This is a genomic window from Allobosea sp. GW821-FHT12C12 (assembly GCF_058807355.1).
The window spans coordinates 1-19,607 of record NZ_JBXAQP010000007.1; the positions used below are offsets into that span (position 1 = coordinate 1).

Consider the following 19,607-nt stretch of genomic DNA (forward strand, 5'->3'; position numbering starts at 1 on the left):
GGGGAGAGTCGCCAAGACGATCCTTCTCGTCCCTTTCTGCACGCCCCCCCATCCCTAGCCCTTCCCCACCGCAAGCGGGGGGAAGGGGACAGGGCGGCGCTTGCGTGTGCATTCCATGACCGCCGAAAACCTCGTCCTGCTCGGCACGATCGGCGCAGCCCACGGCATCAAGGGCGAGGTCCGGATCAAGGCCTTTACCGGCGATCCGATGGCGATCGCCGATTACGGCCCGCTCAGCGACGAGAGGGGCCGCCGTTTCGAGATCGCCGAGGCGCGTCCCGCCAAGGAGGTCGTGATCGCGCGGCTGAAGGGCGTGACCAGCCGCGAGGCGGCCGAGACGCTGACCGGCGTCAAGCTGTTCGTGGCGCGCGAAAAACTGCCGCGGCCCGACGACGAGGACGAGTTCCTGCAGGCCGATCTCGTCGGCTGCGCGGTAGCCGGTCCCGACGGCGTCGCGCTCGGGACCATCACGGCGATCGCCAATTTCGGCGCCGGCGACCTGCTCGACGTCGAGACGCCCGACGGGCGCTCGGTGCTTTTGCCCTTCACCAAGGCCTTCGTGCCGGTGATCGACATCGCCAGCCGCCGCGTCGAGGCCGTTCCGCCCGAGGGCCTGTTCGAGAGCGACGATGCCAAATGAGATGCCCGTCGGGGCGCTGATCTTCGACATGGACGGCACCATTGTCGACAATATGCGCTTCCACGACGATGCCTGGGAGATCTGGCATCGCGACAACGGCCTGCCCTTCACGCGCGAAGGCTTCTTCGCCGCGACGGCCGGCAAGGCCAACAGCGAAATTCTCGGGGCCTATTATCCCGATGCCGACGCCGACGAGATCGGCAGGCTCTCCGAGGGCAAGGAAGAGCTCTACCGCGCCACCTACAGGCCGCATGTCGCGGCGCTGCCGGGGCTGCTCGCGCTGATGGACAGGGCCGAGGCCGCCGGTCTGCCGATGGCCGTGGCCTCCGCCGCGCCGCCGGCCAATATCGACGTGGTGCTGGACACGCTGGGCATCCGCGAACGCTTCGCCACCATCATCGCGCCGAGCCAGGGCTTTCGCGGCAAACCGTTCCCGGACCTGTTCCTCGGCGCGGCCGAGCGCATGGGCGTGGCGCCCGGGAACTGCATCGTCTTCGAGGATGCGCCGCTCGGCGTGGAGGCGGCGCGCCGCGCCGGCATGCGCGCCATCGCGCTGCTCACCATGCTGGAGGCGGAGGCGTTCGCCGCCTTCGACAACGTCATCGCGTCGGGCAAGGATTTCACGGCGCTGGACGGTCTCGCCGCCTTGCGTTTCTCTGGCGCATGAGCTTTCGCGCCTCGATCCTGACCCTCTACCCCGAGATGTTTCCCGGCCCGCTCGGCGTCTCGCTGGCCGGCGAGGGGCTGCGCAAGGGACTGTGGTCGCTCGACGCGCACCAGATCCGCGATCACGGCATCGGCCGGCACCGCACCGTCGACGACAACCCGGCCGGCGGCGGGGCCGGCATGGTGCTGCGCTGCGACGTGCTCGCGGCGGCGATCGACGCGGCCGTTTCGCCCGAGGACAGAAGGCCGCGCCTGCTGATGTCGCCGCGCGGACGCAGGCTCGACCAGAGTCTCGTGCGCGAGCTCGTGGCGGACGAGGGGGCGGTGATCGTCTGCGGCCGCTTCGAGGGCGTGGACGAGCGCGTGATCGAGGGGCGCGGGCTGACCGAGGTTTCGGTCGGCGACTACATCCTGTCCGGCGGCGAGATGGCGGCGCTGGTCCTGCTCGACGCCTGCGTGCGCCTGATCCCCGGCGTGATGGGCAAGGAGGCGTCCGGGCAGGACGAGAGCTTCGAGAACGGGCTGCTCGAATACCCGCACTATACGCGTCCGCGCGAATGGGAAGGACGGAGCCTGCCCGAGACGCTACTGTCGGGCGACCACGCCCGGATCGCGAAGTGGCGGCGGCAGGAGGCGGAGAGGATCACGCGGGAGCGGCGGCCGGATCTGCTCGGCAAGGCTCAGGGATAGCCATTCACCGGCAGCTTCTCCGTTAGCCAGCCACCATCCCCGAGGATTCCGCCGCGCACCACGACAAGATCCCGCCAGCCGCGCGCGGCGAGCTTCTGCAGCACCGACGCCGCCAGCCCGCCGGTGCGGTCGATCAGGGCGATGCGCTTGCCGGGATTGTCGAGCCGCAAGCCTGCCAGCCTGACCTCGAAACCGGCGCTCTCGGCGTCGAGCCGGATCGCGCCCCGGGGCACGCCGGTGTCGGCCCATTCGGCGGGCGTGCGGATGTCAACGAGGAGGATGCGGCCGGCTTTCGCCGCGTCATGGGCTTCACGCGTCGACAAGGCGGGCGATGGAGCCTGCGCCAATGCGGCCGCCAGCCCTTGAAGCGACAACGCCGCGCCCAGCAGGGCGCGGCGCGTCGTCGCGGTCTCGAGCGTCACGGGCGTCAGCCCTGCGTGGCGCAGAGCCTCAGCGCAGCTCGGCGCAGAAGCGCTGGATGCGCCGGCAGGCCTCTTCCAGCTTCTCGTCCGAGGTCGCGTAGGAGATGCGGAAGTTGGGGCCGAGCCCGAAGGAGGAGCCGTGCACGGCGGCGACGGCTTCCGTTTCCAGCAGGCCCATGACGAGGTCCTCGTCGGTCTCGATCGTCTTGCCGTTCGGCAGTTTCTTGCCGATCAGCCCCGAGCAGTCGGGGTAGACGTAGAAGGCGCCTTCCGGCGTCGGGCATTTCAGGCCGCGCGTCTGGTTCAGCATCGAGACGACGAGGTCGCGCCGGCGCTCGAACGCCTTGCGGAACACCGGGATGTGCTCCTGCGTGCCGTCGAGCGCCTCGACGGCGGCCCATTGCGAGATCGCCGATGTGCCCGAGGTCTGCTGGCCCTGGACCAGGTCCATCGCGTTGATCAGGTGCTGCGGGCCCGCCGCGTAGCCTATGCGCCACCCGGTCATGGCATAGGACTTCGAGACGCCGTTCATGGTCAGCGTGCGCTCGTAGAGGCCGGGCTCGACCTGCGCAGGCGTCACGAACTTGAAGTCGCCATAGACGAGATGCTCGTACATGTCGTCGGTCAGCACCCAGACATGGGGGTGGCGCATCAGCACGTCGGTCAGCGCCTTCATCTCGGCATGGGTATAGGCCGCGCCGGACGGGTTCGAGGGCGAGTTCAGGATCAGCCACTTGGTCCTGGGCGTGATCGCGGCTTCGAGATCGGCGGGCTGGAGCTTGAAGTCGTTCTCGAGCCTGGCCTCGCAGAAGGTCGCCGTGCCGCCGCAGAGCGCCACCATCTCGGGATAGCTCACCCAGTACGGCGCGACGCAGATCACCTCGTCGCCCGGGTTCAGCGTGGCGAGCAGGGCGTTGTAGATGACGTGCTTCCCGCCGGTCGAGACGATCGTCTGGCTCGGCTTGTAGTCGAGCTCGTTCTCGCGCTTGAGCTTGCGGGTGATCGCCTCGCGCAGCTGCGGGATGCCGGGGACCGGCGTATACTTGGTCTCGCCGCGGTTGATCGCCGCGATGGCCGCCTGCTTGATGTTGTCCGGCGTATCAAAATCCGGCTCGCCGACGGAGAGCGAGATCACGTCCTTGCCCTGCGCTTTCAGGTCGCGCGCCTTCTGCGTGATGGTGATGGTCGCAGACGGCTTCACACGCTTCAGGGCGTCGGCAAGGAAGGCCATGGCAAGGTTCTCCGGATCTCGGACGGGGCGCGCCTGGCGCAGGCGCGGGCGTGGTTTAGGGTGCCCTTGCCGGCGCCGCAAGCCAAACTCCTTGATGGCGCCGGTCAATCCGGCGAATGTCGTGCGGGATCGCGTTGCGGCACTCCTTGCCGGGGCGTGCCGACCCGAAACTCACGGATCAAGCGCGCCATGTCGAAACTCGTGAAGTTCACCGCGCCGAGCGATGGCAAGTCGTCTACAGCTTCAAGGGCGAGCCGCCCGACACGATCATCGCCTTCCGCAAGGATTTTCACCTCGTCGTGAAGGAGGACCTCGCCGAGACGGTCGCCATGCTCGACAAGGCGACGGCCGAAACCTGATTACGACGCCTGCCTGGAGCTGTTCCATGCCGAGGCTTATCGTCAAGCCGCTTCGTCGCGATGCGCGAGACGCCTAAGCACCGCGCGAACGGCGGCAGTGGTCCAGCGGCGGCGGCCATAGAGCGGGAAGCCGCGCCGGTTGAGCCGGCGGGCGATGTCGGCGGGATCATGGACGCCGACGCCGAGCAGTTGCCCGATCAGCCCGGCTGCGGCGCGCTGCGCGATCTCGGCGAGGTCGCGCTCGAGGCGGCGCGCCTGCTTGCCCGCATCGCTGTCCTTGGTCAGTGGATGCCCATGCCGAAGCTCGGCTCGACGGCGTTGGGCGAGAGCATCACGGCGTTGGGGTGGCCGCCCTCGAACAGGGCGAAGCGGATCGCCTCCTTCCTATCGCGAAAGATGCCTTCCGAACTGCCTTCGAGGTCTCGGGCGACCCAGAAGCCGCCCTTGGACTGGCCGACGAGGAAGAGATGACCCGTGCTCTCGATCACGGGCTGGAACGATGTCGATTGGCCCATGGCCGCCTCAGATCGAAAGCCAGGCGCGCAGGCCGACGACGCATGCGACGGCCAGCGTCATGACGGCGAGCAGGCCGAGCTGGGCCGCGATCACGCTCGCGACCGGGCCGCATTTGCGCTGCGAGGCATAGACCGCCTTGGCGCGGCGGCCCTGGGTGGTGTGGGCGAACTGCGTCGTCATGTTCATCATCCACCTCCATCGATGACGGCGATGTAGCTCCGGCCCCGCTAAGCTCGCCATTGTGGAAGATGCCTGCCGGCATAAGGCGGGCATAAAGACGGCTTGCGCCGCTTTGCGCTCCCTGCGATGGGCTCGGGCCATGACCAGCGCCCCGATCGCGATCTATGTCGACGCCGACGCCTGCCCGGTAAAGCCCGAGATCTACAAGGTCGCGGAGCGGCACCGCCTGCATGTCTTCGTCGTCGCCAACAGCTTCATGGCGGCGCCGCGCGAGCCCTGGATCGAGCGCGTCGTCGTCCCGGACGGGTTCGACGCGGCCGACGACTGGATCGCGCGGCGGGCGGCGCGGGGCGCGATCGTGGTCACCGCCGACATCCCGCTCGCCGATCGCTGCATCAAGGCCGGCGCGGACGTGATCGGACCGACCGGCAAGCCGTTCACCGAGGCCTCGATCGGGATGGCGCTGGCGACCCGCGACATGATGGAGGATCTGCGCGCCATGGGCGTCGCCGGCGCCGGGCCGAAACCGTTCTCGGCGCGCGACCGCTCGGCGTTCCTGCAGGCGCTCGATGTGGCGATCCAGCGGCTGAAGCGGGCGGGGTTGGGTTGAATCGTCATTGCGAGCGCGGCGAAGCAATCCAGCGTCTCGCGCTAAGCCCTCCAGGATCGCTTCGCTGCGCTTGCAATGACGGGAGGGTGTGCAAGCTCTTCAAATACTCGAAAAATCCCCGCCGCGACCCTTGCCGGCCGCAAACCGTCCCGCGCCGGCCGCGCCTTCGGTCGCGATCGTCCTGACGCCGCCGTGCCATTCGCGCGCCAGCGCCTCGCGGACTGTGAGGCCGTGACCTTCGATCGCACTCTTGCGGTCGGCCAGCATCGCGCCCCGCGGAAAGCGGGCGATCTCCTGCGCCATCGCTTCGGCCGCCGCCCGCGCCTGCCCGCGCGGCACGACCGTCTCGCACAGCCCGATGCGCAGCGCCTCGTCGGCCGGCACCTTGCGGCCGGTCATGATGATCTCGAGCGCGCGGCCCTGGCCGACGAGGCGGGGCAGGCGCACCGTGCCGCCATCGATCAGCGGAATGCCCCAGCGCCGGCAATAGACGCCGAAATAGGCGTCCTCGGCCATCACACGGACGTCGCACCAGAGCGCGAGCTCCATGCCGCCCGCCACCGCCGGACCCTCGACGGCGGCGATCAGCGGCTTGCCCATCTCCAGCCGGGACGGGCCCATGGGCCCGCGCGGCGCCGGCGCGTCGCCCGGTGGAAAGGCGAGGCCCTCGACGATCTCGTCCTCGAAACGCGCCGGATCGGTGAAGGCCTGGGCGTATTTCAGGTCCCAGCCGGCGCAGAAGGCCCCGCCCTCGCCCCAGAACACGATCGCGGCCGTCTCCGGATCGGCGTCGAGCCGCATGAAGGCCTCGTTCAGGGCGACCGCGCTGTCGGGGTCCATGGCGTTGCGCGCCTCGATGCGGCTGTGGATCACGGTCGCGACCTTGCCGTCGCGTTCGATGCGGATCGCCATGGGTGCTTCTCTCGCCCGGTTTCTCAGCCCTCATCCTGAGAAGCCGCGCCAGCGGCGTCTCGAAGGACGCTCCAGAAGGCGCTGACTGGAGCGTCCTTCGAGACGCGACTTCGTCGCTCCTCAGGATGATGGAAGCGATTGTCTTGGAGTACAGCCTACCGCACCGCACGACGGATGCACCCGGCTCTGGACGCAATGCCGCTTTGTCCGTAATCCTCTCGCGCGATCAAGCCCTTCTCCAAGAAGGGGCTTCCGGGAGGATTTTCATGTCGTATAGCCGCCGTTCCGCGCTTGGCCTGTTGGCCGGCGCCGTTGTCGCGCCGTCCGTGCTGCGCGCGCAGAGCTTTCCGTCGAAGGCGATCACGCTGGTCGTGCCCTATCCGGCGGGCGGGCCGACCGACGCGATCGCGCGTTTCGTGGCGCAGGATCTGACGGGCTCGATCGGCCAGAGCGTCGTCGTCGACAACCGGGCCGGCGCGTCCGGCGCGGTCGGCACGCGCGCCGTCGCCAAGGCCGATCCGGACGGCCACACCATCGTCTTCGGCAACAACCAGACCCATGGGAACAACATGTTCCTGCTGAAGGAGCCGGGCTACGATGCGGTCAAGGACTTCGCGCCGCTCTGCGGCGTCGGCGCGTTCGAGCATGCCTTCGTCGTGCGCAAGGATCTGCCGGCCAAGGACATCAAGGAGCTGATCGCGCTGGCGAAGGCCGATCCCGGCAAGCTCAACTACGGCTCGACCGGCATCGGCTCCGGCTCGCATCTCGCCATGGAGCTGTTCATGGCGCGCACCGGCATCAAGATGACGCATGTGCCCTTCCGGGGAGCGGCGCCGCTGGTGCAGGAGATCATCGGCGGGCGCATCGACATCGCCAATTCGACGCTGCCCTCGGTGCTGGAGCAGATCATCGCCGGCAATCTGCGCGCCATCGCGCTCGCCAGCCCCGAGCGCAACCCGCGCGCCAAGGACATCCCGACCTTGCGCGAGCAGGGCGTGAGCGATGCCGACGCAGACAGCTGGGCCGCGTTCTTCGCGCCGGTCGCGACGCCGGCTCCTGTCCTCGACCGGCTGTCCAAGGCGGTGATGGCCTCGATCGCCAAGCCGACCGTGACCGAGCAGATCCTGAAGCTGGGCTTCACGCTGAAGGTGCGCGATCCCGCCGCCTTCAAGCCCTATCACGTCGCCGAGATCGCGATCTGGGAGAAGATCATCAAGGATTCGGGCGTGAAGCCGGAGTGACGCCGCGGCGTCGATCGCAGGTTGCACCTGGCGGCTCGCGGCCTATCTCAGTTTCCAAGGTTGAAACCCGAGGAGCCGAGATGCGCGGACCTTTCCGACCCTTGCCCGCCCGAGCCCTGATCGCCGCCGCCCTGCTTGCGGCCGCGGCTCCCGCCGTCGCCCAGCAGAGCTTTCCGTCGAGCGCCGGCCCCTTGCGGGTGGAGACCGTGGCGAGCGGGTTGCAGAACCCGTGGGGCCTCGCCTTCCTGCCGGACGGGCGCATGCTGGTGACGGAGCGGCCGGGCCGGCTCAGGCTGGTCGAGGCGGACGGGAAACTCTCGCCGCCGATCACGGGCGTGCCGAACGTCATGGCGCGCGGGCAGGGCGGGCTGCTCGACGTCGTGCTCGATCCGAACTTCGCGCGGAACCGGATGGTCTATCTGTCGTTCGCCGAGCCGCGCTCGGGCGGCAACGGCACCAGCGTCGCGCGCGGGCGGCTGACCGAGCGCGGCGCCGCGCTGGAGGATGCGACCGTGATCTTCCGGCAGATGCCGACGATCGAGTCGAGCATGCATTTCGGCTCGCGGCTGGTCTTCGACCGGACGGGGGCGCTTTTCGTCACGGTCGGCGACCGTAACAGCCAGAAGGACCAGGCGCAGAATCCGGCCAACCATATCGGCAAGGTCATCCGCATCCGCCCCGAAGGCGGCGCGCCGGCCGACAATCCCAAGGTCTCGGGCTGGCAGCCGGAGGTCTGGTCGATCGGCCATCGCAACGTGCAGGGCGCGGCGCTCCACCCCGAGACCGGCCAGCTCTGGACGGCCGAGCACGGCGCGCGCGGCGGCGACGAGGTCAACACGCCGAAACCGGCCAAGAACTACGGCTGGCCGGTGATCAGCTATGGCGTCGACTATTCCGGCGCGAAGCTCGGCGAGGGCACGCAGAAGGCCGGGATGGAGCAGCCGCTGTTCTACTGGGATCCCTCGATCGCGCCCTCGGGCGCGGCCTTCTACACCGGCGAACGCTGGCCGGCCTGGAAGAACTCGCTCTTCGTCGGGGCGCTGGCCGGGCAGATGCTGGTCAGGCTCTCGACCAGCGGCGAGGCGGTGACCGGGGAGGAGCGCCTCCTGAACGGGCTCAACGAGCGCATCCGCGATGTCCGGCAGGGGCCGGACGGCTATCTCTACCTGCTCAGCGACGACGGCGGAAAGATCCTGCGGGTGAGGCCGGCGGGCTGAGCCCGCCGCCTCGTCTCAGCGCTTGAGGTTGACCAGCACGACGCCGCCCAGCGCCATCGCGCCGCCGATCAGGCCGAAGGCGGTCGGGACCTCGCCGAGCCAGACGAAGCTGATCAGCGTCGCGACCGGCGGCACGCAGTACTGGAAGTTCGAGGCGCGCGCCGCCGGCAGCCGCGACAGGGTGATCGCCCAGGTGCCATAGGCGATCAGGCTGGGAACGACCGCGAGATAGACCACGGACAGCAGCGATACGGTCGACGCGACCTGCGCCTGCCCGATCGCCGAGGGCAGGAAGGGCAGCAGCACGAAGCCGCCGATCGCCATGTTCCAGGCCGCCACCGAGAGCGGCTTGTGGCGGGAAAAGAGCGGCTTCTGGACCACCGTGCTGATGGCGTTGCAGAAGGCCGCGCCGAGGATGAGCAGCACGCTCACTCCGATCTCGGCGTCGAGCCCCTTGCCGAGCGCGATCACGCCGATGCCGGCGAAGGAGATCGCGGTGCCGAGCCAGGCCAGCCGGCCGAAGCGCTCGCCGAGCACCAGCATGGCGAGACCGGCCGTCATGATCGGGTTCGTGTTGATGATGAAGCTCGCGGGGCCGGCCGGCACGACGAGCTGGCCGAAATTCAGGAGCAGCGCGTAGCCGGCGATGAAAAGGACGCCGCCGACGAGGAAGCGCCAGATGTCGGCGCGGGCAGGGAGGCTCGCTCGGGTCAGGACGAGGAAAAGCGCGGCCGGCGCGCCGGCCATCGCGAAGCGCAGCGAGGCCATCTCGGCCGGGCCGAAGCCCGCGAGCCCGGCCCGGATCGCGGGGAAGGACGAGGCCCAGGCCGTGACCGTGAAGGTGATCGTGAAGATGAGCAGCGGATCGAGCCCGATCGCGGGCTTGGCTTTGAGGGAAGGGCAGGCGGGCGACATGGGGCTGATCCCGAATGGCTTGCGATCCACCCGATAGACGCCGCCGCGAGCTGATTGACAAACGAGCAATTCGCGTATGAGCTGTGACGATGGATCACAGCTTGCAATTGCCTCCGCTCGACACGCTGCGCGCCTTCGAGGCCTCGGCCCGCACCGGCAGCTTCTCGGCCGCGGCCGAGGCGTTGAACCTGACCCATGGCGCGATCAGCCGGCAGATCGCCAGGCTCGAGCGCTGGCTCGGCCTGCGCGTCTTCCTGCGGCAGGCGCGCGGCGTCGCCCTGACGCCGGAGGGCCAGCGGCTGCTGCAGCGGACGCAGGAAGCCTTTTCGCTGATCGCCGACACCGCCGACCGCTGGAGCGAGTCGCGCGGGGCCTCGGTGGTGCGCTTCAGCGCGACGCCGTCGGTCTGCTCGCTCTGGCTGATGCCGCGCTGGCAGACGCTGGAGGCGGGCGAGCCGCCGCTCAGGATCGTGCTGCAGGTCGATCATCGCCGCGTCGATCTCGACGAGGAGGGCATCGACCTCGCGATACGCTGCGGGCGCGGCGGCGCGCCCGGGCGTGTCTCGGTGCAGCTCTTCGAGGAATGGTGCTTCCCGATCGCCTCGCCGGCGATGGCGCGCGCGATCGGGGCGGGCCAGCCGGAGCGCCTGCTGAAGCAGCCGCTGATCCATGATTCGGACGCCGCCGGCTGGCGCGCCTGGTTCGCCGCGCATGGGCTGGACTACCGGCCGCGCCCGCAGGACCGGCGCTTCGAGGACTACAATCTCGTGCTCGACGCGGCCGCCTGCGGGCTCGGCGTCGCGCTGGCGCGGCCGCCCTTGGCCCAGAGCCAGATCGAGGCGGGACGCGTCGCGACGATCGATCCGCGGATCGCGCTCAACCCGGTCTCCTACTGGCTCGACCGCCCGCTCGGCCAGCCGCGCCCGGCGGCGGTGGCGCTGGCGGGCCGGATCGCGGCCGAGGCGGAGTTGCCGCCCGGCAAGCTGGCGGCTTTCCTGAAAAGCGAGGCGAGAGCGGCGTGAGGTCGCCCGCCCCGCTCCCGCGCGTCAGGCGGCCGGCGCTTCGGCGGCGATGCCGGCAAGGCGGGCTGAGCACCGGCGTGTGCTTTTGACGGTGAGCGATCGAGGCTCGCCGTGATCTTGTCGGCGCGCTTCAGGCGGAGGGCCAGGCGGCTGTCAACCGCCGAAGCGCGGGGAGTAGTCGGTCAGGCTCATCACCCGGTCCTCGATCGCGCCGACGAGATCGCCGGACTCGGCCGAGGTGACGCGCTTGACCTCGATCCATTCGGGATCGGCCATGAAGCTTGCCCAGCGCGCCGCCTTGGTGTGCGTGTCCTGCCAGGCGAGCAGATAGGCGAACTCGGTGCGCGCGGCGCTGGCAGTCTCCCACATCGCCACGATCTGGAAGCCGTGACGCGCCATGATGCGCATGGCGTGATCGCGGAAGCGGGCGTGGAACGCCGCCTTGTTGCGCTCGAAGATCTCGTAGATGCGAAGCTGATGGATCATGGCGGCTCGATCGCGGCGGACGTCCCGCCGGATCAACGCGGGCGGCCCCGACCGCGTTCCTGCGCCTCGGAGCGCGACAATCGCCTACTCAGCTCTTTGGTCCGCTCAGCCCTTTGCCTTCTCGCCGTCCATCATCGCGACGAAACGCTGGAACAGGTAATGGCTGTCCTGCGGGCCGGGCGAGGCCTCCGGGTGGTGCTGGACGCTGAAGGCCGGCCGGTCGGTCAGCGCGACGCCGCTGTTGGAGCCGTCGAAGAGCGAGACATGGGTCTCGACCGCATGCGCCGGCAGGCTCGCGGGATCGACCGCGAAGCCGTGGTTCATCGAGACGATCTCGACCTTGCCGGTGGTCTTGTCCTGGACCGGGTGGTTGGCGCCGTGATGACCCTGCTTCATCTTCAGGGTCCGGCCGCCGATGGCGAGCGCCATCATCTGGTGGCCGAGGCAGATGCCGAAGGTCGGGATCTTCCGGTCCAGCAATTCCCTGATCACCGGCACGGCGTATTCGCCGGTCGCGGCCGGGTCGCCCGGGCCGTTCGACAGGAAGATGCCGTCGGGCTTCAGCGCCAGGATGTCGTCCGCGCTGGCCGTCGAGGGCACCACGGTCACCTCGCAGCCGGCCTTGGAGAGCAGGCGCAGGATGTTGCGCTTCACGCCGTAGTCGATGGCGACGACCTTGTGGACGGCCTTGTCGCGCGTGCCGTAGCCGGCCGGCCAGACCCAGGGCGTCTCGTTCCAGTCGTAGCGCTGCGCCGAGGTCACGAGCGGCACGAGGTCGAGGCCGGCCATGTCGGGCAACTCGGCCGCGAGCGTCTTCAGCCGGGGGATGTCGAAGACGCCGTCCGGGCTGTGGGCCAGCATGGCGTTGGGCATGCCGTTGTCGCGGATCAGCGCCGTCAGCGCGCGGGTGTCGACGCCGCAGATGCCGACGATGTTGCGGGCCTTGAGCCAGGCGTCGAAATGGCGATGGCTGCGCCAGTTCGAGGGCTCAGTGATCGCCGCATGCAGCACGACGCCGCGCACGCCGGAGGAGGCGGCCGCGTTGACCGTCTCGGTGTCCTCCTCGTTGACGCCGGCATTGCCGATATGGGGAAAGGTGAAGGTGATGATCTGACCGGCATAGGACGGGTCGGTCAGGATCTCCTGATAGCCCGTCATCGCGGTGTTGAAGCAGACCTCGCCCGGCGCCTCGCCGGTGGCGCCGAGGCCGAAGCCCTCGAGAACGGCGCCGTCCGCCAGAACCAGGAGCGCGGTCGCGCGCGGTTCGCTCCAGCCGCTCGTCGCGGGGTTTCCTTCGGCAGCGGTCATGTCTATGTCTCGGTCCAGGCCGCAGGCGACGCGGCGAAAAGGGTGCGGGCCGCGGCTGTCAGGCCTCGAGCCCGCGTCTGGAGCGCGAGCCTTAAAGGCGCGCTCTCATGCCGTCAATCGACGCCGGCTCAGGCCGGCCGGACAGACAAGGGATAACCGTCATGACCAGCCTGCGCGAGCGCTTCACGGCCGATCTCAAGGAGGCGATGAAGGCCGGCGAGAAGGGCAAGGTCTCGACCATCCGCCTGATCACCTCGGCCCTGAAGGACAAGGACATCGAGGCGCGGGGCTTGGGCAAGGGCGAGACCACGCCCGACGAGATCCTGGCCCTGCTGCAGAAGATGGTGAAGCAGCGCCAGGAATCGATCGCGATCTACGACGCCAATGCGCGGCCCGAACTGGCCGAGAGCGAGCGCGCCGAGGTCGCGGTGATCGAGGGCTATCTGCCGAAACAGATGGACGAGGCGCAGGTCAAGGCCGCGATCGAGACGGCGATCGCCGAGACGGGCGCGGCCGCCGTGAAGGACATGGGCAAGGTCATCGGCGCTTTGCGCGCCGCTTACGCCGGCCAGATGGATTTCGGCAAGGTCAGCCCGCTGGTTAAGGGCATGCTCGGCGGCTGAGGCCGCCGGCGGCCCGATTTCGCCACATCCCGCGCCCAGTCTGCGGCGCAGGAGGATGCCGATGCCGCGCAGCACACCAATGATATTCGCCAGCGCCTGCTGCCTGCTAGCGACCGCCGGGAGCGGCTTTGCCCAGCCGGCCGGCTGGTCGACGAGCTACAATATGGGCACGCTCGCGGCCGGCGCCGCCAATGCCGAAAACGGCCGCATCACCTTCTATTGCGGCGACGGCGCCGCCGCGCGCGCCAATCCCGTGATCAAGGGCGGGCCCTATCTCGAAGTCTCGCTGCCGAAGGCTCCAGGCCTTGAGCGCGCGACCTCGCTCGATCTGGTGATCGACGGCAAGGCGACCGCGATCCCGGTCGCGGCGCGGGCCGAGGGCGAGAGCGTCTCGCTGAGCTGGACGCCGGAGCGCCGCTTCGAAACGGGCCGGATGAAGACGGTGGTCGCGAGCCTGCGCAAGGCGAAGGCGATCGAGATCAGGGCAGGCGGGCAGAGTGCGCGTTTTCCGACGGAAGGCGCGGCAAAGGCTTTGGCCGACGATCCGCTCGGCTGCCGCTGACGCGCGCGTCAGGCGCGCTCGACATCCGTCCGTGAAAAATCCTCGCCCTTGAAGAGCAGCGGCCAGCCGCGCGATGTCGCCAGCGCGTAAGCCGCGCAGTCGCCCATGTTGAGTTTCGCGGGATGGCGGCCCTTGCCGAAGCGGCGATAGGCCTCGAAGGCGAGATCGGAGAGGGGTTCGTCGAAGGGGACGATGTCGATGTTTTCCCGATGCAGGAAATCATCGACAGTGTCGGGTGACAGCCCTTTGGAGAAAGTCAGGACGATCCGGGCTTCGAGAACGTTCATGGTGGTCATCTGCCTGACGTCGGCAGCGACGAGCTGGTCCATAAAGGCGATCGCTTCCGGTTCCTCGGTCATGATCGCCACGATCGCCGAGGTGTCTACGGCGAGTTTCACCACATGCCGTTCTCGTCATAGCCGATGATGTCGTCCATCTCCTCTTTGGTCATGGAGCGCTCGGCCGGCTTGATGTCCCATTTCTCGTAGAACTCCTTCAACCGCGCGCGCCCCTCAGCGATGCGACGCTCCTTTTCCTCCGGCGACAATTCGTCCTTGTCGAGCTCGCTCCTGACGGCGTGACGCACGGCTTCGGTCAGGCTGGTGCCGCGTCGGCGGGCGAGCGTGCGCACCGCATTCTCCGTCTCCGGATCCTTGATGTTGAGCGCCATGGCTTTCTTCCTTTTGCCGGATTTTCTTTATCACAGCGCTGTGGATAGCGCCAACAACGCGGCCTCCCGCCACATCCGCGATTGGCTTCCGCCGCGCCCGGGCCCACATAGGAAATCATGAAGTTCCCGCCCTCCGTCCTGGAAGAGATCAAGGCGCGGCTGCCGGTGTCGGCGGTGGCCGGCAAGCGCGTGCGGCTGGCGAAATCCGGGCGCGAATGGAAGGGACTCTCGCCCTTCAACGCCGAGAAGACGCCGTCCTTCTTCGTCAACGACCAGAAGGGTTCGTTCTTCGATTTCTCCTCCGGCAAGAACGGCGACATCTTCAAGTTCGTGATGGAGACCGAGGGGCTGTCCTTCCCCGAAGCGGTCGAGAAGCTGGCCTCGGAAGCCGGCGTCGCGCTGCCCAAGGTCACGGTCGAGGCGCAGGTCCAGGAAGAGCGCCGCAAGGGGCTGCACGAGGTCGTCGAGCTGGCGGCGCGCTTCTTCGAGGCCGAGCTTCAGGCTGAGCGCGGCGCGGCGGCGCGGCGCTATCTGTCGGGGCGCGGGCTCGAAGGCGAGGCGCGCAAGGCGTTCCGCATCGGCTACGGCCCGCCCGACCGCTTCGCGCTGCGCGACCATCTCGCGGGCAAGGGCGTCGATGCGGCCTTGATGATGGAGACGGGGCTGCTGGTCCATGGCGAGGAGATCGCCGTGCCCTATGACCGTTTCCGCGACCGGATCATGTTTCCGATCCACGATGTGCGGGGCCGGGTGATCGCCTTCGGCGGACGCGCGATGAATGCGGAGGTCGCGGCGAAATATCTGAACTCGCCGGAGACGCCGCTCTTTCACAAGGGTTCGCTGCTGTTCAACCACCACAATGCCCGCAAGGCGGCGCATGACACCTCGCAAATCATCGTCGTCGAGGGCTATGTCGACGTCATCGCGATGGCGCTCGCCGGCTTTCCGCAGACGGTCGCGCCGCTCGGCACGGCGCTGACCGAGGACCAGCTCGGCCTGCTCTGGCGCATGGCCGACGAGCCGGTGATCTGCCTCGATGGCGACAAGGCCGGACGCAAGGCCGCAAGCCGCGCGATCGATCTCGCGCTGCCGCTGCTGGAGCCCGGCAAGTCGCTCTCCTTCGCAACGCTGCCTGACGGTCAGGACCCCGACGATCTCGCCCGTTCCGGCGGAAAGGTCGCGGTTCTCGAGGTGCTGGGCGCGGCGCGGCCGCTCGTCGACATGCTCTGGACGCGCGAGGTCGAGGCCGGGCCGCTAGATACGCCAGAGCGCCGCGCCGCCTTCGAGCGCCGGCTGAAGGAGCCGCTCGGCCAGATCCGGGACGAGGCGACGCGCCGGCATTATCGCCGCGAGATGGACGAGCGGCTGGCGCAGCTCTTCGCCAGCTCCGCCCCAGCGCGGTCAGAACGGGGCGCTGGCGGTTTCCAGCGCGGGCATGGCCAGAAGCGCGGCAACGGCCGCGGCGGCCGGCCGCCGCAGATTGCGCCTTGGGCGACCGGACTACTCACGGCTTCGAACCGGCTTACGCAGTCGAAAATCATATCGCGCGCGCGAGGGGAAGATGCGCGCGAGGCCTTTATCTTCCTAGCGCTCGCAAGCCATCCGGAACTAATCCCGCGCTGCGCCGACGAGATCGCGGAACTCGCGCTCGATGGGCCGGCGGCGGAGCGTTTCCGGCAGGTGTTGCTTGATGCGACGATGGAGCAGGGGTTGAGCGAGGCCGCGCTTGAAGAACGCCTTACCCAGCCTCGCGTTCAAGAGGCGCAGGCCGCGCTACTGGCCGTAACCAAGGCCGCGGAGCGGCTGAAACTGACGCAAGGCGCTGATCCTGAATCGGTTTTCGACTCGATTCGTCAGGCTGTCGTCTTGCATCATCGCGCGCGGACGCTACATAGCGAGCTGAAGGCAGCCGAGCGCGCATTTGCTGACGAAGCGACCGAAGCCAATTTAGCCTGGATCAAGGACGTCAAGGCCCGCCTCGAGACGATCGAGGGGACGGAGGCCATGTCCAAGGATTGACGGGCCAGGCTCGCGATGTCGTCATGGGATGCGCCGGACGCCTGGGATGGTTTACGGTTCATCAACGATGACCGGACCATCTGGCCTGGAGCATGACGCCGAAAAGTGGGAACCGGTTTTCGGATGACACAATGCTCCAACTTTTAGTTTAGAGACGGCTTCAGCTATCAGGTCGATTCGACCTGATATGATCCGGCTCTAGGTGATTTGGGTGGGGTGAGCGCGCCGGACCAGCCGGCCGCGTCGCCCTTTTATGCGTCTGCACGGTCCCGCTGGCGGGACGGTTCCGGCGCGCGGTGACTGCGGAGCGCTGATCCATGGCGACAAAAACGAGCGAACGGGACAAGACCGACCAGGTCGCGCCGGAAGCCCCTCCGACTTCCGATGGCCCGTTGCTCGATCTGACGGATCAGGCCGTCAGGCGGATGATCAAGCTCGCCAAGAAGCGCGGCTATGTCACCTATGACGAACTGAACGAGGTCCTGCCCTCGGAGGAATTCTCGTCCGAGCAGATCGAGGACGTGCTCGGCCAGCTCAGCGAGCAGGGCATCAACGTCGTCGACAACGAGGATCCCGAGGCGTCGGGCGAGGAGCGCGCGGCCGCGCGCACCGGGGCAGGCGGCGACGACGACGAGCCCGAGGGCGGCGAACTCGCCGAGACGCAGCGCTCGGCGCTGCCAGTCGAGATCAAGCGCAATCTGGAGCCGACCGAGCGCACCGACGATCCGGTGCGGATGTATCTGCGCGAGATGGGCTCCGTCGAGCTGCTCTCCCGCGAGGGCGAGATCGCGATCGCCAAGCGCATCGAGGCCGGCCGCGAGGCGATGATCGCGGGGCTGTGCGAGAGCCCGCTGACCTTCCAGGCGATCATCATCTGGCGCGACGAGCTCGTCGACGGCAAGGTCTTGCTGCGCGACATCATCGATCTCGAGGCGACCTATGCCGGCCCCGACGCCAAGAACCCGGTCCAGGCGCCGGGCGAGGGGGCTGAGCCTGGCGTTCCCGGCATCCCCGGAGAGGCTGCGCCCGCCACGCCCGAGGGCGAGGTTCCCGAAGGCGAGCTGCCGTCCGATCTCGACGACGACGACATGGAGAACAACGTCTCGCTCTCGGCCATGGAGGCCGAGCTCAAGCCGCGCGTGCTGGAGACGTTCGACTCGATCGCCGACAACTACAAGAAGCTCCGCCGCCTGCAGGACCAGGACATCGCCAACCGGCTGGAGAACACCAAGCTCTCGCCGGCGCAGGACCGCAAATACCGTAAGCTCAAGGACGACATCATTACCGCGGTGAAGTCGCTCTCGCTGAACAACAACCGCATCGAGGCGCTGGTCGAGCAGCTCTACGACATCAACAAGCGGCTGATCTCGCACGAGACGCGGCTGCTGCGCCTGGCCGAGAGCTATGGCGTCGGCCGCGAGGACTTCCTCAAGCAGCATGTCGGCGGCGAGCTCGACCCGAAATGGCTGCTGCGCGTCTCCAAGCTCGGCTCGCGCGGCTGGCGCGAATTCGTCGCGGTCGAGAAGGAGCGCATCAAGGAGCTGCGCGAGGACATCCATACGCTCGCCTCCGAGACCGGGCTGGAGATCCAGGAATTCCGCAAGATCGTGCTGATGGTCCAGAAGGGCGAGCGCGAGGCGAGGCAGGCCAAGAAGGAGATGATCGAGGCCAATCTTCGCCTCGTGATCTCGATCGCCAAGAAGTACACCAATCGCGGCCTGCAGTTCCTCGATCTGATCCAGGAAGGCAATATCGGCCTGATGAAGGCGGTCGACAAGTTCGAGTATCGCCGCGGCTACAAGTTCTCGACCTATGCGACCTGGTGGATCAGGCAGGCGATCACCCGCTCGATCGCCGACCAGGCCCGCACCATCCGCATCCCGGTCCACATGATCGAGACGATCAACAAGATCGTGCGGACCTCGCGCCAGATGCTGCACGAGATCGGCCGCGAGCCGACACCGGAGGAACTGGCGGAAAAGCTCGCCATGCCGCTGGAGAAGGTGCGCAAGGTCCTCAAGATCGCCAAGGAGCCGATCTCGCTCGAAACGCCGATCGGCGACGAGGAGGATTCGCATCTCGGCGACTTCATCGAGGACAAGAACGCGATCCTGCCGATCGACGCCGCGATCCAGTCAAACCTGCGCGAGACGACGACGCGGGTCCTGGCCTCGCTCACGCCGCGCGAGGAGCGCGTGCTGCGCATGCGCTTCGGCATCGGCATGAACACCGACCACACGCTCGAAGAGGTCGGCCAGCAGTTCAGCGTGACGCGCGAGCGCATCCGGCAGATCGAGGCCAAGGCACTGCGGAAGCTGAAGCATCCGTCACGGAGCCGGAAGCTCAGGAGCTTTCTGGATAACTGAGCGGCTGCATGACTACGCTTGGCCAAATTGCTGGGGAATCAAGATTTGGCCAAGTTAACAGCCCTTCCGAAATATCCTGACTATGTTCTCCCGACTCTAAAAACGGTCAAAGAGCGGGGCGGCTCAGCCACAATTGAAGAGATCGAAGACGGCGTTGCGGATTTTATGCAGCTTAGCGATAAGGTGCTATCAATTCCGCATGGTGACACCGGGCGAACTGAATTCCAATACAAACTCGCTTGGGTTCGCACATATCTAAAGAAGTATGGCGCTCTGGATAATAGTGAGCGCGGTGTTTGGTCGATTACTGACCAGGGTGAAAAGATCGGTGAATTGGAGGCGCGCAATGTCTTCAAAAAGATCCAAACCCAGCGCAAGGAGGCAATTCAGAAGCCGCATCCAGAGTCGGATGAGATTGATTCTGAACTAGTTGAACAGAGTTGGACTGAGCGTCTCTTAAGTGTGATCGGTGAAATGACACCGGCAGCATTTGAAAGACTTTGCCAGAGGCTTCTTCGGGAATCAGGTTTTATAAAAGTTGAAGTCACCGGAAGCCCGTCCGATGGTGGCATTGATGGAATAGGTGTGCTTAGGATGAACTTAGTTTCATTCCAAGTGCTTTTCCAGTGCAAGAGATGGAAGGGGCCGGTCGGGGCACCCGTCGTTCGTGACTTCCGGGGCGCTATGGTTGGTCGAGCCGACAAAGGTCTCATAATAACTACAGGAACATTTACTTCTGACGCACGCAAAGAGGCGACGCGGGATGGGGCCCCAGCAATTGATTTGATTGATGGCGAAAATCTATGTAATCTCCTCAAAGATAGAAAATTGGGTATTCATATTCAATTAGTTGAAGCGATAAGTGTTGATGACAAGTTTTTCCAATCAATATAGTTTTATATTTGATAAATAGACCATTTTTGTTTTGCGATTGCCTGTCTGAAAGGTTTTG

General features: G+C 67.1%; 23 protein-coding genes. 13 read left to right on the plus strand and 10 right to left on the minus strand.

Annotated features, from left to right (window positions below; translation table 11 throughout):
* Window positions 1-115: 115 nt before the first annotated feature.
* The 3 genes from rimM to trmD are packed head-to-tail and all read left to right on the plus strand — an operon-like array spanning window position 116 to window position 1,996.
* The gene (gene rimM, locus AC1RRW_RS11560; RefSeq protein ID WP_492900902.1) at window positions 116-640 is read left to right on the plus strand and encodes a ribosome maturation factor RimM; all 525 of its coding nucleotides are present in this window, start codon (window positions 116-118) and stop codon (window positions 638-640) included.
* Complete coding sequence (locus tag AC1RRW_RS11565; protein ID WP_492900903.1) at window positions 630-1,307, plus strand: HAD family hydrolase; 678 nt, start codon at window positions 630-632, stop codon at window positions 1,305-1,307. Before rimM ends, AC1RRW_RS11565 begins: the two co-directional genes overlap by 11 nt.
* Entirely contained in the window at window positions 1,304-1,996 is a 693-nt protein-coding gene (gene trmD, locus AC1RRW_RS11570) for a tRNA (guanosine(37)-N1)-methyltransferase TrmD (protein ID WP_492900904.1), read from the plus strand. The genes AC1RRW_RS11565 and trmD overlap by 4 nt, the downstream gene beginning before the upstream one ends.
* On the opposite strand, the gene AC1RRW_RS11575 is transcribed toward trmD, so the two are convergent.
* Together AC1RRW_RS11575 and AC1RRW_RS11580 are read right to left on the minus strand one after the other, a co-directional pair.
* Window positions 1,987-2,418, minus strand: a complete 432-nt coding sequence (locus tag AC1RRW_RS11575) for a rhodanese-like domain-containing protein (RefSeq protein WP_492900905.1) — start codon at window positions 2,416-2,418, stop codon at window positions 1,987-1,989. The two genes, trmD and AC1RRW_RS11575, sit on opposite strands and share 10 nt — an antisense overlap.
* A 28-nt stretch (window positions 2,419-2,446) precedes the next feature.
* Window positions 2,447-3,649 (minus strand): pyridoxal phosphate-dependent aminotransferase, encoded by a 1,203-nt coding sequence (locus AC1RRW_RS11580; protein ID WP_492900906.1) that lies wholly within the window; start codon window positions 3,647-3,649, stop codon window positions 2,447-2,449.
* A gap of 134 nt (window positions 3,650-3,783) precedes the next feature.
* On the opposite strand from AC1RRW_RS11580, the gene AC1RRW_RS11585 reads away from it, so the two are divergent.
* Window positions 3,784-4,008 carry a hypothetical protein gene (locus AC1RRW_RS11585; RefSeq protein ID WP_492900907.1) on the plus strand — a complete coding sequence of 75 codons (225 nt, stop codon included), beginning with the start codon at window positions 3,784-3,786 and terminating at the stop codon, window positions 4,006-4,008.
* Window positions 4,009-4,289: 281 nt separating this feature from the next.
* On the opposite strand, the gene AC1RRW_RS11590 is transcribed toward AC1RRW_RS11585, so the two are convergent.
* Both AC1RRW_RS11590 and AC1RRW_RS11595 read right to left on the minus strand, forming a co-directional pair.
* Window positions 4,290-4,523, minus strand: a complete 234-nt coding sequence (locus tag AC1RRW_RS11590; protein ID WP_492900908.1) for a hypothetical protein — start codon at window positions 4,521-4,523, stop codon at window positions 4,290-4,292.
* 7 nt (window positions 4,524-4,530) lie between these two features.
* Window positions 4,531-4,704, minus strand: coding sequence for a hypothetical protein (locus AC1RRW_RS11595; protein ID WP_492900909.1), 174 nt, complete (start codon window positions 4,702-4,704; stop codon window positions 4,531-4,533).
* Between the two features lie 139 nt (window positions 4,705-4,843).
* Between AC1RRW_RS11595 and AC1RRW_RS11600 the strand changes: the two genes are divergently transcribed.
* Window positions 4,844-5,314, plus strand: coding sequence for a YaiI/YqxD family protein (locus tag AC1RRW_RS11600; RefSeq protein ID WP_492900910.1), 471 nt, complete (start codon window positions 4,844-4,846; stop codon window positions 5,312-5,314).
* A gap of 99 nt (window positions 5,315-5,413) precedes the next feature.
* Here the strand turns inward: AC1RRW_RS11600 and AC1RRW_RS11605 are convergent, their stop codons facing one another.
* Window positions 5,414-6,226, minus strand: coding sequence for a crotonase/enoyl-CoA hydratase family protein (locus tag AC1RRW_RS11605; protein WP_492900911.1), 813 nt, complete (start codon window positions 6,224-6,226; stop codon window positions 5,414-5,416).
* Between the two features lie 266 nt (window positions 6,227-6,492).
* Here AC1RRW_RS11605 and AC1RRW_RS11610 point away from each other — a divergent pair, with 266 nt between their 5' ends.
* A complete protein-coding gene (locus AC1RRW_RS11610) occupies window positions 6,493-7,467 on the plus strand; it encodes a Bug family tripartite tricarboxylate transporter substrate binding protein (RefSeq protein ID WP_492900912.1) in 975 nt (324 codons plus the stop codon).
* 101 nt (window positions 7,468-7,568) lie between these two features.
* Complete coding sequence (locus tag AC1RRW_RS11615; RefSeq protein WP_492900913.1) at window positions 7,569-8,684, plus strand: PQQ-dependent sugar dehydrogenase; 1,116 nt, start codon at window positions 7,569-7,571, stop codon at window positions 8,682-8,684.
* Between the two features lie 15 nt (window positions 8,685-8,699).
* Here the strand turns inward: AC1RRW_RS11615 and AC1RRW_RS11620 are convergent, their stop codons facing one another.
* Window positions 8,700-9,599 (minus strand): DMT family transporter, encoded by a 900-nt coding sequence (locus AC1RRW_RS11620; RefSeq protein WP_492900914.1) that lies wholly within the window; start codon window positions 9,597-9,599, stop codon window positions 8,700-8,702.
* An 89-nt stretch (window positions 9,600-9,688) separates the two neighbouring features.
* Here AC1RRW_RS11620 and AC1RRW_RS11625 point away from each other — a divergent pair, with 89 nt between their 5' ends.
* Window positions 9,689-10,621: a LysR family transcriptional regulator gene (locus AC1RRW_RS11625; RefSeq protein WP_492900915.1), complete on the plus strand. Its 933-nt coding sequence runs from the start codon at window positions 9,689-9,691 to the stop codon at window positions 10,619-10,621.
* A gap of 153 nt (window positions 10,622-10,774) precedes the next feature.
* On the opposite strand, the gene AC1RRW_RS11630 is transcribed toward AC1RRW_RS11625, so the two are convergent.
* Both AC1RRW_RS11630 and carA read right to left on the minus strand, forming a co-directional pair.
* Window positions 10,775-11,107, minus strand: coding sequence for an NIPSNAP family protein (locus AC1RRW_RS11630; RefSeq protein WP_492900916.1), 333 nt, complete (start codon window positions 11,105-11,107; stop codon window positions 10,775-10,777).
* A 105-nt stretch (window positions 11,108-11,212) separates the two neighbouring features.
* Window positions 11,213-12,415 carry a glutamine-hydrolyzing carbamoyl-phosphate synthase small subunit gene (carA, locus tag AC1RRW_RS11635; protein ID WP_492900917.1) on the minus strand — a complete coding sequence of 401 codons (1,203 nt, stop codon included), beginning with the start codon at window positions 12,413-12,415 and terminating at the stop codon, window positions 11,213-11,215.
* 161 nt (window positions 12,416-12,576) lie between these two features.
* Between carA and AC1RRW_RS11640 the strand changes: the two genes are divergently transcribed.
* Window positions 12,577-13,038, plus strand: coding sequence for a GatB/YqeY domain-containing protein (locus AC1RRW_RS11640; RefSeq protein WP_492900918.1), 462 nt, complete (start codon window positions 12,577-12,579; stop codon window positions 13,036-13,038).
* Between the two features lie 61 nt (window positions 13,039-13,099).
* Complete coding sequence (locus tag AC1RRW_RS11645) at window positions 13,100-13,600, plus strand: YfjT/YkfB family phage-associated protein (RefSeq protein ID WP_492900919.1); 501 nt, start codon at window positions 13,100-13,102, stop codon at window positions 13,598-13,600.
* 8 nt (window positions 13,601-13,608) lie between these two features.
* Here the strand turns inward: AC1RRW_RS11645 and AC1RRW_RS11650 are convergent, their stop codons facing one another.
* Together AC1RRW_RS11650 and AC1RRW_RS11655 are read right to left on the minus strand one after the other, a co-directional pair.
* On the minus strand, window positions 13,609-13,998 hold the full coding sequence (locus AC1RRW_RS11650) for a type II toxin-antitoxin system VapC family toxin (protein ID WP_492900921.1): 390 nt from the start codon (window positions 13,996-13,998) through the stop codon (window positions 13,609-13,611).
* On the minus strand, window positions 13,995-14,270 hold the full coding sequence (locus AC1RRW_RS11655) for a type II toxin-antitoxin system VapB family antitoxin (protein ID WP_492900923.1): 276 nt from the start codon (window positions 14,268-14,270) through the stop codon (window positions 13,995-13,997). Before AC1RRW_RS11655 ends, AC1RRW_RS11650 begins: the two co-directional genes overlap by 4 nt.
* A gap of 117 nt (window positions 14,271-14,387) precedes the next feature.
* On the opposite strand from AC1RRW_RS11655, the gene dnaG reads away from it, so the two are divergent.
* From dnaG to AC1RRW_RS11670, 3 genes are all read left to right on the plus strand, one after another.
* Window positions 14,388-16,289, plus strand: a complete 1,902-nt coding sequence (dnaG, locus tag AC1RRW_RS11660) for a DNA primase (protein WP_492900925.1) — start codon at window positions 14,388-14,390, stop codon at window positions 16,287-16,289.
* 317 nt (window positions 16,290-16,606) lie between these two features.
* Entirely contained in the window at window positions 16,607-18,655 is a 2,049-nt protein-coding gene (rpoD, locus tag AC1RRW_RS11665) for an RNA polymerase sigma factor RpoD (protein ID WP_492900926.1), read from the plus strand.
* Between the two features lie 18 nt (window positions 18,656-18,673).
* Window positions 18,674-19,549 (plus strand): restriction endonuclease, encoded by an 876-nt coding sequence (locus AC1RRW_RS11670; RefSeq protein WP_492900927.1) that lies wholly within the window; start codon window positions 18,674-18,676, stop codon window positions 19,547-19,549.
* The last annotated feature ends 58 nt before the right edge of the window (window positions 19,550-19,607 follow it).

Coding starts and splice junctions, on each gene's coding strand:
- AC1RRW_RS11600 (WP_492900910.1), top strand. CDS start 4,844: ATGACCAGCGCCCCGATCGCGATCTATGTCGACGCCGACGCCTGCCCG.
- AC1RRW_RS11565 (WP_492900903.1), top strand. CDS start 630: ATGCCAAATGAGATGCCCGTCGGGGCGCTGATCTTCGACATGGACGGC.
- AC1RRW_RS11620 (WP_492900914.1), bottom strand. CDS start 9,599: ATGTCGCCCGCCTGCCCTTCCCTCAAAGCCAAGCCCGCGATCGGGCTC.
- trmD (WP_492900904.1), top strand. CDS start 1,304: ATGAGCTTTCGCGCCTCGATCCTGACCCTCTACCCCGAGATGTTTCCC.
- carA (WP_492900917.1), bottom strand. CDS start 12,415: ATGACCGCTGCCGAAGGAAACCCCGCGACGAGCGGCTGGAGCGAACCG.
- AC1RRW_RS11655 (WP_492900923.1), bottom strand. CDS start 14,270: ATGGCGCTCAACATCAAGGATCCGGAGACGGAGAATGCGGTGCGCACG.
- dnaG (WP_492900925.1), top strand. CDS start 14,388: ATGAAGTTCCCGCCCTCCGTCCTGGAAGAGATCAAGGCGCGGCTGCCG.
- AC1RRW_RS11645 (WP_492900919.1), top strand. CDS start 13,100: ATGCCGCGCAGCACACCAATGATATTCGCCAGCGCCTGCTGCCTGCTA.
- AC1RRW_RS11595 (WP_492900909.1), bottom strand. CDS start 4,704: ATGACGACGCAGTTCGCCCACACCACCCAGGGCCGCCGCGCCAAGGCG.
- AC1RRW_RS11625 (WP_492900915.1), top strand. CDS start 9,689: ATGGATCACAGCTTGCAATTGCCTCCGCTCGACACGCTGCGCGCCTTC.
- rpoD (WP_492900926.1), top strand. CDS start 16,607: ATGGCGACAAAAACGAGCGAACGGGACAAGACCGACCAGGTCGCGCCG.
- AC1RRW_RS11605 (WP_492900911.1), bottom strand. CDS start 6,226: ATGGCGATCCGCATCGAACGCGACGGCAAGGTCGCGACCGTGATCCAC.
- AC1RRW_RS11640 (WP_492900918.1), top strand. CDS start 12,577: ATGACCAGCCTGCGCGAGCGCTTCACGGCCGATCTCAAGGAGGCGATG.
- AC1RRW_RS11610 (WP_492900912.1), top strand. CDS start 6,493: ATGTCGTATAGCCGCCGTTCCGCGCTTGGCCTGTTGGCCGGCGCCGTT.
- AC1RRW_RS11580 (WP_492900906.1), bottom strand. CDS start 3,649: ATGGCCTTCCTTGCCGACGCCCTGAAGCGTGTGAAGCCGTCTGCGACC.
- rimM (WP_492900902.1), top strand. CDS start 116: ATGACCGCCGAAAACCTCGTCCTGCTCGGCACGATCGGCGCAGCCCAC.
- AC1RRW_RS11590 (WP_492900908.1), bottom strand. CDS start 4,523: ATGGGCCAATCGACATCGTTCCAGCCCGTGATCGAGAGCACGGGTCAT.
- AC1RRW_RS11630 (WP_492900916.1), bottom strand. CDS start 11,107: ATGATCCATCAGCTTCGCATCTACGAGATCTTCGAGCGCAACAAGGCG.